This window comes from Soonwooa sp. T0.1_25 (genome assembly GCF_057652215.1).
The window spans coordinates 42,632-56,754 of record NZ_JBYFBZ010000007.1 but is presented as its reverse complement, the minus strand read 5'-3'; the positions used below and the strand labels follow the sequence as shown (position 1 = coordinate 56,754).

Here is a 14,123-nt window from a genome sequence, read left to right as displayed (position 1 = left end):
ATGGCTTTCAAATAACATAAGAACTTTAAATGTTCAAACCTTGAACTTTAAACATGAAACCTTAAACCTCGAACTTTAAACTTTAGACTTTAGACCTTCAAACATCAATAATGTTAGAAATTAAAAACTTACACGCCAGAATTGAAGATGGCGCAGAAATTTTAAAAGGAATCAATTTAGAGATAAAACCGGGTGAAGTTCACGCGATTATGGGGCCAAACGGCGCTGGTAAATCTACGCTTTCATCGGTGATTGCTGGTAAAGAAGATTACGAAGTAACGGATGGTGAAATCCTTTTCGAAGGTGAAAATATCATCGAAGATGCACCAGAAGAAAGAGCGCACAAAGGGATTTTCTTGTCGTTTCAGTATCCAGTGGAAATTCCAGGAGTTTCGGTAACGAACTTCATTAAAGCGGCAATGAACGAAAACCGCAAAGCAAACGGTCTTGAAGATATGCCAGCAAAAGAAATGTTGGGGTTGATTCGTGAAAAATCTGAGCTTCTGGAAATTAAAAAAGATTTCCTTTCTCGTTCGTTAAACGAAGGTTTTTCGGGTGGTGAGAAGAAGAGAAATGAGATTTTCCAAATGATGATGCTGAATCCGAAATTAGCGATCTTGGACGAAACCGATTCAGGTTTGGATATCGACGCTTTGAGAATTGTTTCGGATGGTGTTAATAAATTCAGAAATGAAGGAAACGCTGTGCTTTTAATTACGCACTACCAAAGACTTTTGAATCATATTCAACCCGATTTCGTACACGTTTTAGCGGACGGAAAAATCATCAAAACAGGAGACAAATCTCTTGCATTAGAATTAGAAGAAAAAGGCTACGATTGGCTGCTTAAATAGTTTATGTTTGAAGTTCAATGTTTCATGTTTGGAAACGCACAACCTTAAACCATAAACCCTAAACTCAAAACAGGAAAATGGCTCTATTAGACCAAATTTTAGAAAAACATACTTCTTTTTTAGAAAGCTTGAAGCATCGTTTTCTCGATGACAAAAGAAAGGCGGCTTTGCAAAAGTTTGCTGAATTGGGCTTTCCAACAAAGAAAGACGAAGAATATAAATACACCAACCTTGCGGAAATTGTAAAAAAAGAATACAATTTTTTCCCAATCAATGAGCATCACATTACGAAAGAGCAAATTGATGAATTGCATTTGGGCGAGGATAACTTCGATTACATCGTGTTTGTAAACGGAGAATTGCACAAAGAATTGTCGAAAATTTCGATTGCGAATATCGAAATGTTGTCTTTCAACCATGCGTTGAATGATGAAAAACATAAAGCGGTTTTCGATAAATATTTCAATACCATTGCGTTGGAAAACAACCCATTTGTGGATTTGAACGATGCCTATTGCAAATTCGGATTTTTCCTTCACGTTCCAAAAAACACGGTGATTGAAAAACCAATTCATGTGTTCTATCTTTCTCAAAATCAACAAGAAAACACGTTTTACAATACACGTAACTTGTTAATTGTTGAAGAAAATTCGAAAGTAGAAGTTATTGAAAGTCATCATAATTTTGATGAAAGTTTTACGTTCACCAATTCGGTGACGGAAATTTTCGTTTATCCAAATGCAAAAGCAGATTGGCATAAACTTCAAAACGACAGCGACACATCGTATTTGATTGATAATACCTACGCAAAACAAGAAAAAGACAGTTTAGCAACAGTAAATACCTTTTCTTTTGGAGGAAAATTGGTGCGAAATAACCTTGATTTTATTCAAAACGGAAGTAATATTAATTCGTTTATGAACGGAATTACGGTGATTGATAAAGACCAATTGGTGGATCATCATACGGCGGTTCATCACAATCAACCGCATTGTGAGTCGTACCAAAACTATAAAGGAATTTTCGGTGGAAAATCTCATGGGGTTTTCAACGGAAAAGTTTTTGTAGATAAAATTGCTCAAAAAACCAATGCTTATCAGCAAAACAACAATATTTTGCTTTCTGAAGGTTCGTCAATCGACACCAAACCTCAGTTGGAAATTTTCGCTGATGACGTGAAATGTTCGCACGGTTGTACGGTTGGACAATTGGATAAAGATGCGATGTTTTACCTTCGTGCACGAGGAATTTCGAAAAATGAAGCGCAAGCTTTGTTGCTTTACGCTTTCGCAAACGATGCCATGCAAAATATTGATATTGAGCCGCTAAAATTAAAAATTTCAAAACTCTTAGCCGAAAAATTAGGCGTAGATTTGATTATTGAAGAATAAAGAAGTAGGGCGTTAATCGCCCTATTTTTATTTAAATGCAAAATTTTAAAAAAGTAATTCCCAAAATATTATTATTCCTGTTCATCGCTGCGCAGGTTTATTTTATTGTGGCCATCATCAAAGAAAAAACTTTGAAACCTTGGTTTCTCATTGCTTTTTCGTTGATTGTTTTGGGAATGGCTTTGTCCTATCGAAAAAAACACCGTTTGCACATCGAGCATAAACACGAAGTACATTACGATTTGTTCGTTTGGTTTTTGATAGGAAGTTTTGCAACCTATTTTTTACAAACTACTGTTGGTTTAAACACCGTTTTTGCTGCAGGATTGGTAGGTTTTACAGGAAGTTTTACACGAAATATAGAATATCAAATGAAATCGGCGGCGCATTGGCCGATTGCCATCTATTGTGGCGCTTTCGTGGGTATGACGCAACTTCCGTACGGTTATATTTTTATATTTCTTTCAACGATTTTAACGGCGGTTTTTTATACGTTTTCGCATCATTATTTCCATGGAATTGGCGGAAAATTGGGAACTTTAGCTTTTATGGGCGTTTTGTACGCGTATGTCATCTATAAATTATTTTTGCCATGGTAGAAACGCTGATCATCAATATCGTTTTAGCCACTTCTGGCGCTTGGTTAACCTATCATTTAAACAAAAATTTAAAATTAGGTCCCGTTCGAGCGTCAGGGTTAATAGCCATGTTGGTTGGCGGATTTTACCAGTTCAATACGTGGTTTTGGCATTTTGATTTACCGAAAGATATTCCGTTCATCGTGATTGGATCAACTTTCATTGGGATGATTTCGTCAAGAAAACATTTTAAAAATTTCAATTTATTTATCGCTCCAATTATTTTCACTTTGATTTATCACAATATTTCCAAAGAATTTAAAGGTTTTGGTGGCGCGCTCGGAACAGCAGCTTGTATTTCTTTGGTTGTAACCATTTATTTACGATCACTTCGACCAATTAAAAAAATGATTCGACCGTTTAGAAAGGTGAAGGTGAATGCGATGAAGAAAATGAATAAAGGCGAGAAAAACATTTAGCACAAACAAAGTTTTTTTTACATTCGTGAAAATTTATAGGATGAATTACGATCAGCTGATGTTTAACATTAATGCTTATAAAGAGAACAATCAAATTTTGGATTTGGCTAAATTTCTTGTTTATGAATTTGAGCTCGATCATCCAAATTTAGAAGGTTTTGGTTTTCGCGACGAGTTAGAGAAAAACTCTATTTTGTTGACTGCAAATGGTGATATTGGTGAGCGTCAAATGGTTTTAATACCCCGAAATTTATTTGATTTTGAATTTAATTTAGTTATTAATATGATTGCTCACGAGATGTTGCACGTCCGACAAAAATCTCCTGAAATGATGCTGGAAGACAAAAACGAACGCGAATGGCAAGCTTACTACGAAATGTTATTCCATACCAATTTTCCCAATGTTCCCGATGTTAGTGATTATCACAAAAAATTCTTTGCAGAAAAAGCTTTAGAATATTATCGAAGAATGGGCGAAGGATCTGAACTTCAAGCTAAATATGCAGATCAAAAATTAAAAGTTTTGAGTTTAATTGATAATATTCAACATAATCAAGCATAAAAAAAGAGCGAAATTTTCGCTCTTTTTCATTTGGGGATCACAATTAATTTTTAATAAATTTTTCGCTAAAGACTGTATTACCAATATTAAATTTGATAATGTAAGTGTCAGGCAACAGATGACGGACATCTATTTCATTGTTTTGTGTTTTTAGAATTTGAGTGTTTGTTCCAGCGATATTGTATACTTCGATGTTAGAAATATTTTCATTTATTTTTTTACTAAATTTATCCGCCACGGGATTAAGATATATGAGATTTTGGATGTCGTAAGATTATTGGTAGTTCCTAAAGTTGCGTCATCTAGATAAACAGCACAACCATACGCAAATGCTGCCATTGTTGAGTTGATGAAGCCTCCAATATATTTTCCATCTGAAGAAATTATTGATGCAGTTCCTAAAGTTTGATCTGTTGCTGTCGAAAAATCGATTCCGTTAGAAGACAGAAAATCTGTTAAATACATGGTAGTATTTCTCATTGAAGGATGATAAATGACAGCTTTTCTGGAATTTCCGCTCATACTTGCGAAACCAAAAGCAACTCCAGTATTGGAGATGTCCATTAAAGAGCACGAAATAGAACCTGCAGGAATTATCTATTGATTGGAAATTATTATTGTTCAGATCGTAATAAAAAGCTTGGTTTTTATAATTTCCAACAATGATATTGTTCGCATTGATGCCGCCTGCCGCATTAAGAATGGCTGAAGGCCTTGGCGAAAATTCGTTAACCTGCATATCATTAACATTAAGATAGACAGGCGTTCTTTTTGTACCAAGTCCCGTAAAGGTCAGCGCAGCCTACGACAATTCCGTTATCGTTAACGTTATAAGCGGCATAATGCTCATAATCGCCACCGATCACGCGTTTCATTTCCATTGTTTCGGTGTTGAAAACAAACATTCCGTATTGTTCTGTTCCAATTGACATTTGCCCAACAACCCATTTTCCGTTTGGCGAAATTTTGTAAGTTGTAAATTGAGATTGACTTGGGACAGACTCCGAAAACCCAGGAATTGCTTGCCAATTGCTAGATTTTTTAAAATTTGGTTGAAAAATATAATTGACTTCATCCTAAAAAGTAGCGCCTGCATATTGTCCGTTATCGTTGACTGATGCAAGAGCTCCAACTTGTGATTCGGCAGCGGTAAGCGTATTTGTAGCAAAATTATAATATCTTAAACCCATAACACCTTGACCGTTTTTATTAATGCCGTAAATAGCAGTCCCAAATGTTTGATTAAGAAAGTTAAACTTCTTTTGCGAAAATAAAAATGTAATGGATAATAAACTAATTGCAACGCCTAAGTAGATTTTTTTCATGATTTTTATTAAATATCTGATGCTCAAAAATACTAAGCGCCTTTTTTTATTAAAAAATTAAGTGTTTTAAAATTCATGAATCTTGATATTTTAATTAGTGTAAATATCAATAGGAGAGTTGTTTATGCTGTTTTCGTTGCTTTGGATTATTTATGATGTCTTTTAAAAATTCATTCATTTTAAAACTAAAATTTAAAAAAGACAAAAAAAAATGATGCCAGATTTGACATCACTTTATATTTAAAATAGATTGTAAGCAAATTTATACCTACTCAAAATTTTGTAACTCAACCAATTTTCTGTAGACACCATTTTTTTCCATAAGATCATGATGGCTGCCTTGTTCGACGATTTCACCTTTTTCCATCACAACAATATGATTAGCTTTTTGGATGGTTGATAATCTGTGAGCAATAACAAGCGAAGTTCTGTTTTCCATCATTTTTTCTAAAGCATCTTGTACAAAACGTTCAGACTCTGTATCTAACGCAGAAGTTGCCTCGTCCAAAATCATAATTGGAGGATTCTTGAGAACAGCTCTCGCAATTGAAACACGTTGTTTTTGTCCGCCAGAAAGTTTGTTACCATCGTCGCCGATATTGGTGTTGTAACCTTCAGGAAGACTTTCGATAAAGTTGTGGGCGTTAGCAATTTTCGCAGCTTCGATAATTTCTTCGCGAGTTGCATTCTCTTTACCCATCGCAATATTGTTATAAACTGTGTCGTTAAACAAAACCGACTCCTGTGTAACCATTCCTAAAATCGAACGGTATTGTTTTAAGTTTAAGTTTTTAATATTAACGCCATCAATGTTAATACTGCCTTCTGACACGTCATAGAAACGCGTTAGCAAGTTTGCGATCGTTGTTTTTCCGCTTCCACTTTGTCCAACAAGAGCGACAGTTTGTCCTTTTTTAATTTCTAAATTAAAATTCTTTAGAATTAAATGTTCTTGATTGTAATAGAAACCAACGTTTTCAAAAGTGATTTTGTCTTTTAGCTCAAAAATTGGCACAGGATTCGGAATTTCATCAACTTTAACATCAGCGTCCAAAATATCCATCACACGAACCAAAGATCCTTCACCTTTTTGTACATTAGAAATCGAAGAAGAAAGACTTTTGATAGGCGGTAAAATTTGGAAGAAAATACCTAAAAATACCAAGAAATCTTCTGGACGAATACTTTGGTTAACGATAATCTCTTTACCGCCATACCAAGTAATCATTAAAAAAGTTAACGCACCCAAAAACTCGCTGGTTGGTGATGCTAATTCTTTTTTGCGACCAAGACTTACAGAATTATTAATCCATTTTGTCATCGAACCAGAAAAGCGGTTACTTAGTAATTTATCAGCATTAAAGATTTTAATAATTTTAGTGGATTTTAAGGTTTCATCAACGATAGAGAAGATGTTTCCTAATTCATTTTGAGCTTCGTGAGAATCTTTTTTAAGACTTTTTCCAATTAAAGAAATAAGTGTTCCCATGATTGGTAAAACCACTAAACTAAATAAAGTTAATTGCGGACTTAGATAAAATAAGGTCACCAAAGTGCTGATTAACATGAATGGCGAATTGATTAAATCCACCAAACTTCCTAAAATATTACTCTCGACTTCGCCAACATCGTTCGACATTCTCGACATTAAATCACCTTTTCTCTGTTCTGTAAAGAACGAAACTGGCAAAGCTAAAATCTTATTATACATCGCACTTCGCAAGTCTTTTGTCACGCCAACACGATAGAAAATAAGTAAATATGCGCCTAGATAACGGAAAATATTACGTAGTAAAAACATGAATCCTGTTATCAAACAAAGCCAAGCCAAAACCGTTAATGCGCCTTTTTCGTTAACTTGAGATTGAATATAATAATACGAATATTCTTTAAGGTAATTAAAATAGTGTGAAATATGCCCATCATAAATTGGTTCTACAAGTTTGTCTTCCATTTTAATAGTTCCGAACAACATCCCTAAAACGGGCAAAATTGTCCCTAACGATGCTATCTGGAATAGTGAATATAAAACATTGAAAAATAAACTAGCGTAGATATATTTTTGGTGTGGAGCAGCAAATCGTAGAATTCTTCTATATAAATTCATTGAAAATTTATTAAGCTACAAATGTAATGCATTTCCGTAACAACATAAAAAAAACAGCTCCTTAATAAGAAGCTGTTTAAACTCAAAAAAATCGTTGTGTGATTTATCGAAGACGGTCGACAGATTTTACGAGCCTCTCGTCGCGACGGATATACAAATTACTCATGAGTAAAAAGATAATCGCCAACAACGGGAAAATTGGCTCAATACCCTTCTCAGGAAAACTAATTCCTCCGGATAAACTTAGTAACCAATACCCCAACAAACCGATCAACAAAGCGTTTATAACCATACTGATGTTGTTCAGTAGAATTTGTCTTTTTCTATTTTTGAAACTAAAAATACTTAGCAAGCCCAAAAGTACTAGGACAATACATGCAATAAGCATTACCGGTAAACTTTCTACAATGACAACATCTTGCGAAGTCAAAAATAAAAAGACTGCTGATAATACAGCAAAGAACATGGTAACGGACTGTATTCTTTGGATCATAAAATTTTAGTATCTTCTTTATCTTTAAAAGATTAGGCAAATTTAAAATAATTTTTGCGTATTTCAAAAATTAATGTAGATTTGCATAGTAATCACTCAGAAAATAATTAAGCCGCCTGGTTTAACTTTCTTACTTACAAAGTTTTAAAATACAATTTTTTACAACATTTATGTTTAACATTGATACGCTGAAGTCAAAGTCGCTCGACGAATTGACTCAAATTTCAAAAGATTTAGGCGTTAAAATCAGTAGAAAACCCGAACACGAACAAGTGGTTTTTGCGATTTTAGATTATCAGTCAACGCATCAAACCGAAATAAAATCCTACTTAGAAGCCAACAACCAACTTATGAAGGAAGTGGAAATTAAAGAAGAAGCAATAGTACAAAAAGCAACACCAGCCAAAAAACCTGGAAGAAAGCCAAAAGCTAAGCCAGAGCCAGTTGCTACAGAAGCTGCCCCAGTCGAAGAAGCGAAAGTTGAAGAAAAACCAGTTGCTGCTCCAGTAGCAGAAACGCCAACAGCAGAAGCAACTTCGGAACAGGAAGCAGACAAAACAACGAAGAGACCTCGCAAGAGACTTCCAAAAACGGAAGAACCAAAAGCTGAAGAAGCTAACAATGCAGAAACTCAGCCAGAGAGCACAACAAGCACTACACCAGTAGAAGCAGCAGCTCCCAAACCACAGCAAACGCAAAAGCCGCAACACCAAAACAGGAATTCTCAAGGTCAACAAAACCAAAACCGCGGCAACCAACAACACAATCACAACCAAAATAATCAGAATAAGGAACAACAATCTCAGCAGGAAGAAGTGCCAGCTAAGAAAGAATTTAACTTTGATGGACTTGTAACCATCGAAGGCGTTTTGGAGATTCTTCCAGACAACTACGGGTTCTTACGTTCTTCAGATTTTAGTTATATCTCATCGCCAGACGACGTTTATGTATCGACGGCGCAGATCAGAAATTATGGTCTAAAAACTGGTGATACTGTTAAAGGTATCGTGAGACTTCCAAAAGAAGGTGAAAAATACTTTTCATTACAAAAACCAACAGAAGTTAACGGGAGAGATTTAGAATTTATCAAAGATCGTGTAGCTTTCGAATATTTGACGCCACTTTTCCCTCAAGAGAAATTTAATTTGGCTGGACGAAATTCAACGATTTCAACTAGAATTGTAGATCTTTTTGCACCAATTGGTAAAGGTCAGCGTGCGATGATTGTTGCACAACCGAAAACTGGTAAAACGATTTTATTAAAAGATATCGCCAACGCTATTTCTGCAAATCATCCGGAAGCTTACATGATGGTGCTTTTGATCGACGAACGTCCAGAGGAAGTTACCGATATGCAAAGAAGTGTGAATGCTGAAGTGATCGCCTCTACATTTGATGAAGCTGCGGAAAAGCACGTTAAGGTAGCTAATCTTGTGTTGTCAAAAGCGCAAAGAATGGTAGAATGTGGTCACGATGTTGTGATTTTGTTAGATTCTATCACGCGTTTGGCAAGAGCTTACAACACGGTGACACCAGCATCTGGTAAAATTCTTTCTGGAGGTGTTGATGCCAATGCACTTCACAAGCCAAAACGTTTCTTCGGGGCTGCCCGTAAGATTGAAGGTGGTGGATCGTTGACAATTATCGCAACAGCACTTATCGACACGGGATCAAAAATGGATGAAGTGATTTTTGAAGAATTCAAAGGAACTGGTAATATGGAATTGCAATTGGATAGAAAAATTGCCAACAAACGTATTTATCCAGCCGTGGATCTGGTATCTTCGAGTACGCGTCGTGACGATTTGCTTCAAGATGAAGTAACGCAGCAACGTATGTGGATTATGAGAAAATATCTTTCTGATATGAATCCTGTAGAAGCAATGGACTTTGTGATGAAGAATATCAAGAACACACGCAACAACGAAGAATTCTTAATGTCGATGAACAAATAAGATTTTTCTTTACATAGTCAAAAACAGCTTTATGAAAATAAGGCTGTTTTTTTTGATTAAATTTTTAAAAAAAATGGGCGAAATTATATAATAGTTTTACTTTTCTTAAATTTAAACTTTACGGTTTTTCTTGCGGCTTTTGTCGTTTAAAATAATTTGTGATAAAATTTTATTATAGCCTTTGAAAAATTGTTTAAATTTACATTCGTATAAAAATTACAAACAATGCAAAACATTCCTAGTGTTGACTTGCGTGATTTCCTATCGGATAATCCGGTACGTAAACAAAAATTTGTAAATGAAATCGGTAAAGCCTACGAAGACATCGGCTTTGTAGCACTTAAAGGTCACTTTCTAGATGACCAATTGGTTGAAAATCTGTACTCAGAAGTACGCAACTTTTTCAACCTTCCATTAGAAACCAAAGCTAAATACGAGATCCCAGGTATTGGAGGACAACGCGGTTACGTTTCTTTTGGTAAAGAATCTGCAAAAGGTCGTACAACGGGCGATCTTAAGGAGTTTTGGCACTTTGGACAATACGTCGAAAACAATCCAAAACTAGAAGCTGAATATCCTAAAAATGTAATGGTTGATGAGTTACCACAATTCAATGAAGTTGGTAAAGAAGCTTATCAGAAACTAGAAAAAACGGGTATTTATGTGTTGAGAGCGTTGGCTATTTATTTAGGCTTGGACGAGTTTTATTTTGATAATTACATCATTAACGGAAATTCAATTCTGCGTCCTATTCATTATCCACCAATCCAAGATGAGCCAAAAGATGCTGTGAGAGCAGCGGCGCACGGTGACATCAATTTGATTACGTTGTTAATGGGCGCACAGGGTAAAGGACTTCAGGTTCAGAATCACAAAGGCGAATGGATTGATGCGATTGCGCAAGATGACGAATTGGTGATTAATGTTGGTGATATGCTATCAAGACATTCTAACAACAAACTGAAATCTACAATTCATCAAGTTGTAAATCCACCAAGAGAATTGTGGGGCACTTCACGTTTTTCAATTCCGTTCTTTATGCATCCAATTAGTGAAATGCCATTAAATGTTCTAGAAAATACAATTGACGATGACCATCCAAAAGCTTTCGACGACATTACTGCAGGAGAATTTTTAACAGAAAGATTAATAGAATTAGGTTTGATTAAAAAATAAAACCATTCTTTCAAAAAATAGAAAAGTCAGCGTAAATGCTGACTTTTTTTCTTATCTAAAATTTTAGTTTAAACTAAGCTTTCTCTCCATTAACATATACTTCGTAGCTAACTTCAACATTAGGTTCTAAAGTTTTAGAGACAGAACAATATTTTTCAAAAGATAGTTCTGCTGCTTTTTGAGCTTTTTTAGGGTCGATTTCCCCTTCTAGTTTAAAAATCACTTTAATGTGTTTAAAAGGTTTTGCATCATCAACTTGTACGCGCTCACCTTCAACGTCCGCCTTGAAATCCGTAATCGTTTGACGCTGTTTTTTTAAGATAGAAACAACATCAATTCCGCTACATCCAGCAACTGCCATCAAAACTGTTTCCATTGGTGAAACACCTGTTGCGCCTTCTTTTGAGGTATTGTCAATTAAAATCGAATGTCCATTTTGATTACTACATTCAAATAAATAATCGTCGTTGATTCTATTAAGTTGTATTTTCATTTTTAAATTTTTATTGTATTACTTTGTGCGTCAATTCGAGTGGTTTTTCGAGGCGAAGCAAGAAAAATTGTGTCGAGAATTCTCATGTAAAATTACAAAATTCCGCGCGCTTTTATCTCCAAATATTTATTGATAACATCGATGTTGAGATTCTCCGGAAGTGTATAAACAGAGTAGATTCCGTATTTTTTTAATTCTTGAATAATCAGTTTTTTCTCGAACTCAAATTTCTCAGCGATAATCTCGTCGTAGATTTCTTGGATGCTTTCAGGATTGGTTTTTAATAAGGTATTAATTTCTGCGTTTTTAAAAAATACAACTACCAATAAATGGTTTTTAGCAATACCTCTTAAATATTTAATCTGGCGATTTAACGCATCCAAAGTTTCAAAATTTGTAAATAGTAAAACCAAACTTCGTTGGTTGAGACTAAATTTCACGTCTTGATAAAGTCGGTTGTAATCGCTCTCGAAGAAGTTAGTTTGGATGTTGTACAAAGCCTCAGAAATCTTGCGAAGTTGCCCAGATTTATTGTCAACTGGCACACGATTTTCCATTTTTTTTGAGAAAGCCATCATGCCAGCGCGATCACCTTTTTTAAGAATAATATGTGACAAAGTCATCGTCGCATTAATCGAGTAATCTAAAAGACTCAATCCATTGAAGGGCATTTTCATCGTGCGACCTTTGTCAATGAGCATCACGATCCGCTGCGATTTTTCGTCTTGGTATTGGTTGACCATCAATCGAGTGGTTTTGGAAGTCGCTTTCCAGTTGATGCTTCGGATGTCGTCGCCTTGCGCATATTCGCGGATTTGTTCAAATTCCATGGTGTGTCCTAGCTTGCGAATTTTTTTTATGCCTCCAAGTTGAAATTCATTTTGCAGCGCCATCAATTCATATTTTCTAAGATGTATAAATGATGGATAGCTCGGTAACAATGCATCTTTTTGAAACTGAAAACGTTTAGCAACAAAACCAATCGGTGAATTTGCAAAGACATTTAAGCTTCCAAAACTATATTCGCCGCGTTCTTTCGGCTCCAAAATATATTGCATTGAAATTTCTGACTTGGCTTTCAATTCTTTCTGGATAAAGAAATCTCTCTTCTGAAACTGAAACGGAATTTCATCAATAATTTTAATCCTAGTTTTGAAAGGATAATGACTTTTAACATCGATTCTTACTGGGTTTTGGTCGCCGTTTGATAGCTTTTCTGGCAGACTTCTCTGTGCTTTTATCGCGTCTTTTACTTTAAATAAAATAAGATAATCAACGAAAGCTAGAATTAAAATCAAGATTACAACAATATGTGCGAGCCAAATCAGTATTGGAAAAAAGAAAGCCAACACGTAGATAAAGCCCGCTAGCATTAGCGCGAAGAATAATCTGTTGTTGAGGTAAAGTGCTTTCATAGTCTTTGGTTACGAGGTGTTGGGTCGTAGGTTTTAATTTGCGTTAAGAGATTTTATTAATGCATTTATCATTTTTCAAAAGATGAAGATAAGCAAGTGTTATCTGTCATGAATATTTGACGCAATTGTAACTGCGGCTCATGTTATGTGTATTTTTAAACCATAAGTTTAGGTTTTAGTTAAGCTTTCTGTTGTTTTGCATATCCTTACAACAAATGAAATTGCTTTTTGCTAAATTGATCATTCCTTCAAAATTGCCATGTTTTGCTTAGGCTTACCTAAAGCTTTTTTCTTGCTTCCTAACGTGGAATCTCAATTGATTCTAAAATTTGGCGGATAATTTCGTCAGCCGTTAGACCTTCCATTTCGCGTTCTGGTGCGACAATTACTCTGTGTCTTAAGACTGCAAGTGCGGCTTCTTTTATGTCGTCTGGCGTTACAAAATCGCGACCACGAATCGCTGCAAAAGCTTTACTAGCTGTTAACAAAGCCAAGCTTGCTCTAGGTGAAGCGCCAAGATATAAGAATTGGTTTTCTCTTGTGTTTACAATTATTTTAGCGATATATTCAATTAGTTTTTCTTCAACAACAACATCTTTTACAAGATTTTGGTACGTCTTTAATTGTTGTCCAGTTACGACTTTGTTAACCAGATCGGTTTTATCATCAAGCTTGTTGTGGTGCTGGTTTTTAATGATTTCAATTTCCTGGTTAAGGTCAGGATAGCCTACTTCAACTTTAAAAAGAAAACGGTCAAGTTGTGCTTCTGGAAGACGATAAGTTCCTTCGTGCTCGATTGGGTTTTGCGTAGCGATTACCAAAAATGGTTCTTCCATTTGATAAGTGACACCGTCCATTGTAATTTGGCGTTCTTCCATCACTTCGAACAAAGCCGACTGCGTCTTCGCTGGCGAACGGTTGATCTCATCAATCAAAATGAAATTAGAAAAAATTGGTCCTTTTTTAAAATTAAAATCAGATTCTTTAACATTAAAAACCGACGTTCCCAAAATATCCGACGGCATCAAGTCTGGCGTAAACTGAATTCTGCTAAAATCTACATCGATGGTTTTGGCCAAAAGTTTTGATGTAATAGTCTTTGCAACACCAGGAACGCCTTCTATCAACACGTGTCCGTTAGACAAAAGTGCCGCCAAAAGATGGTCGATCATTTTATCTTGTCCTACGATGACTTTAGAAATCTCTTGTTTTATTTGGTGTAAGCTGTTGCTCAGCTCAGACATGTCGATTCTGGACTGGAAGTCGCTACTTGGTTGATCTTGTTGTTCCATAAT

The 14,123-nt window shown here is 35.4% G+C and carries 16 protein-coding genes; 7 read left to right on the top strand and 9 right to left on the bottom strand.

Annotation, left to right across the window (positions count from 1 at the left end):
• The first annotated feature begins 110 nt into the window (after positions 1-110).
• The 5 genes from sufC (at position 111) to AC23MB_RS10265 (ending at position 3,864) form a co-directional block, all read left to right on the top strand.
• Positions 111-854, top strand: coding sequence for a Fe-S cluster assembly ATPase SufC (gene sufC, locus AC23MB_RS10285; protein ID WP_374329725.1), 744 nt, complete (start codon positions 111-113; stop codon positions 852-854).
• Between the two features lie 77 nt (positions 855-931).
• On the top strand, positions 932-2,245 hold the full coding sequence (gene sufD, locus AC23MB_RS10280) for a Fe-S cluster assembly protein SufD (RefSeq protein WP_419308988.1): 1,314 nt from the start codon (positions 932-934) through the stop codon (positions 2,243-2,245).
• A 35-nt stretch (positions 2,246-2,280) separates the two neighbouring features.
• The gene (locus AC23MB_RS10275) at positions 2,281-2,844 is read left to right on the top strand and encodes a hypothetical protein (RefSeq protein ID WP_312324146.1); all 564 of its coding nucleotides are present in this window, start codon (positions 2,281-2,283) and stop codon (positions 2,842-2,844) included.
• On the top strand, positions 2,838-3,302 hold the full coding sequence (locus tag AC23MB_RS10270) for a hypothetical protein (RefSeq protein WP_312324145.1): 465 nt from the start codon (positions 2,838-2,840) through the stop codon (positions 3,300-3,302). Before AC23MB_RS10275 ends, AC23MB_RS10270 begins: the two co-directional genes overlap by 7 nt.
• 40 nt (positions 3,303-3,342) lie before the next feature.
• Positions 3,343-3,864 carry a hypothetical protein gene (locus tag AC23MB_RS10265; protein ID WP_079667685.1) on the top strand — a complete coding sequence of 174 codons (522 nt, stop codon included), beginning with the start codon at positions 3,343-3,345 and terminating at the stop codon, positions 3,862-3,864.
• 43 nt (positions 3,865-3,907) lie between these two features.
• On the opposite strand, the gene AC23MB_RS10260 is transcribed toward AC23MB_RS10265, so the two are convergent.
• From AC23MB_RS10260 to AC23MB_RS10235, 6 genes are all read right to left on the bottom strand, one after another.
• Positions 3,908-4,102 (bottom strand): T9SS type A sorting domain-containing protein, encoded by a 195-nt coding sequence (locus tag AC23MB_RS10260; protein WP_374329719.1) that lies wholly within the window; start codon positions 4,100-4,102, stop codon positions 3,908-3,910.
• Positions 4,075-4,428, bottom strand: coding sequence for a hypothetical protein (locus tag AC23MB_RS10255; RefSeq protein ID WP_313029376.1), 354 nt, complete (start codon positions 4,426-4,428; stop codon positions 4,075-4,077). The genes AC23MB_RS10260 and AC23MB_RS10255 overlap by 28 nt, the downstream gene beginning before the upstream one ends.
• 185 nt (positions 4,429-4,613) lie before the next feature.
• Positions 4,614-4,796, bottom strand: coding sequence for a hypothetical protein (locus tag AC23MB_RS10250; RefSeq protein WP_312324141.1), 183 nt, complete (start codon positions 4,794-4,796; stop codon positions 4,614-4,616).
• Between the two features lie 144 nt (positions 4,797-4,940).
• On the bottom strand, positions 4,941-5,189 hold the full coding sequence (locus tag AC23MB_RS10245; protein ID WP_313029381.1) for a hypothetical protein: 249 nt from the start codon (positions 5,187-5,189) through the stop codon (positions 4,941-4,943).
• Positions 5,190-5,457: 268 nt separating this feature from the next.
• Positions 5,458-7,296, bottom strand: coding sequence for an ABC transporter ATP-binding protein (locus AC23MB_RS10240; RefSeq protein WP_312322724.1), 1,839 nt, complete (start codon positions 7,294-7,296; stop codon positions 5,458-5,460).
• A gap of 103 nt (positions 7,297-7,399) precedes the next feature.
• Positions 7,400-7,789: a DUF4293 family protein gene (locus AC23MB_RS10235; protein WP_312322723.1), complete on the bottom strand. Its 390-nt coding sequence runs from the start codon at positions 7,787-7,789 to the stop codon at positions 7,400-7,402.
• A 170-nt stretch (positions 7,790-7,959) separates the two neighbouring features.
• Here AC23MB_RS10235 and rho point away from each other — a divergent pair, with 170 nt between their 5' ends.
• Together rho and AC23MB_RS10225 are read left to right on the top strand one after the other, a co-directional pair.
• Complete coding sequence (rho, locus tag AC23MB_RS10230) at positions 7,960-9,744, top strand: transcription termination factor Rho (RefSeq protein WP_487787194.1); 1,785 nt, start codon at positions 7,960-7,962, stop codon at positions 9,742-9,744.
• Positions 9,745-9,969: 225 nt separating this feature from the next.
• Positions 9,970-10,920 (top strand): isopenicillin N synthase family dioxygenase, encoded by a 951-nt coding sequence (locus tag AC23MB_RS10225; protein ID WP_487787193.1) that lies wholly within the window; start codon positions 9,970-9,972, stop codon positions 10,918-10,920.
• A gap of 73 nt (positions 10,921-10,993) precedes the next feature.
• Here the strand turns inward: AC23MB_RS10225 and AC23MB_RS10220 are convergent, their stop codons facing one another.
• From AC23MB_RS10220 to AC23MB_RS10210, 3 genes are all read right to left on the bottom strand, one after another.
• Complete coding sequence (locus AC23MB_RS10220; RefSeq protein ID WP_487787192.1) at positions 10,994-11,413, bottom strand: OsmC family protein; 420 nt, start codon at positions 11,411-11,413, stop codon at positions 10,994-10,996.
• A gap of 92 nt (positions 11,414-11,505) precedes the next feature.
• On the bottom strand, positions 11,506-12,828 hold the full coding sequence (locus tag AC23MB_RS10215; RefSeq protein WP_487787191.1) for a DUF58 domain-containing protein: 1,323 nt from the start codon (positions 12,826-12,828) through the stop codon (positions 11,506-11,508).
• Between the two features lie 299 nt (positions 12,829-13,127).
• Entirely contained in the window at positions 13,128-14,120 is a 993-nt protein-coding gene (locus AC23MB_RS10210; protein ID WP_409507478.1) for an AAA family ATPase, read from the bottom strand.
• Positions 14,121-14,123 lie beyond the last annotated feature (3 nt).

Coding starts and splice junctions, on each gene's coding strand:
- sufC (WP_374329725.1), top strand. CDS start 111: ATGTTAGAAATTAAAAACTTACACGCCAGAATTGAAGATGGCGCAGAA.
- sufD (WP_419308988.1), top strand. CDS start 932: ATGGCTCTATTAGACCAAATTTTAGAAAAACATACTTCTTTTTTAGAA.
- AC23MB_RS10275 (WP_312324146.1), top strand. CDS start 2,281: ATGCAAAATTTTAAAAAAGTAATTCCCAAAATATTATTATTCCTGTTC.
- AC23MB_RS10270 (WP_312324145.1), top strand. CDS start 2,838: ATGGTAGAAACGCTGATCATCAATATCGTTTTAGCCACTTCTGGCGCT.
- AC23MB_RS10265 (WP_079667685.1), top strand. CDS start 3,343: ATGAATTACGATCAGCTGATGTTTAACATTAATGCTTATAAAGAGAAC.
- AC23MB_RS10255 (WP_313029376.1), bottom strand. CDS start 4,428: ATGGACATCTCCAATACTGGAGTTGCTTTTGGTTTCGCAAGTATGAGC.
- AC23MB_RS10250 (WP_312324141.1), bottom strand. CDS start 4,796: ATGTCAATTGGAACAGAACAATACGGAATGTTTGTTTTCAACACCGAA.
- AC23MB_RS10245 (WP_313029381.1), bottom strand. CDS start 5,189: ATGAAAAAAATCTACTTAGGCGTTGCAATTAGTTTATTATCCATTACA.
- AC23MB_RS10240 (WP_312322724.1), bottom strand. CDS start 7,296: ATGAATTTATATAGAAGAATTCTACGATTTGCTGCTCCACACCAAAAA.
- AC23MB_RS10235 (WP_312322723.1), bottom strand. CDS start 7,789: ATGATCCAAAGAATACAGTCCGTTACCATGTTCTTTGCTGTATTATCA.
- rho (WP_487787194.1), top strand. CDS start 7,960: ATGTTTAACATTGATACGCTGAAGTCAAAGTCGCTCGACGAATTGACT.
- AC23MB_RS10225 (WP_487787193.1), top strand. CDS start 9,970: ATGCAAAACATTCCTAGTGTTGACTTGCGTGATTTCCTATCGGATAAT.
- AC23MB_RS10220 (WP_487787192.1), bottom strand. CDS start 11,413: ATGAAAATACAACTTAATAGAATCAACGACGATTATTTATTTGAATGT.
- AC23MB_RS10215 (WP_487787191.1), bottom strand. CDS start 12,828: ATGAAAGCACTTTACCTCAACAACAGATTATTCTTCGCGCTAATGCTA.
- AC23MB_RS10210 (WP_409507478.1), bottom strand. CDS start 14,120: ATGGAACAACAAGATCAACCAAGTAGCGACTTCCAGTCCAGAATCGAC.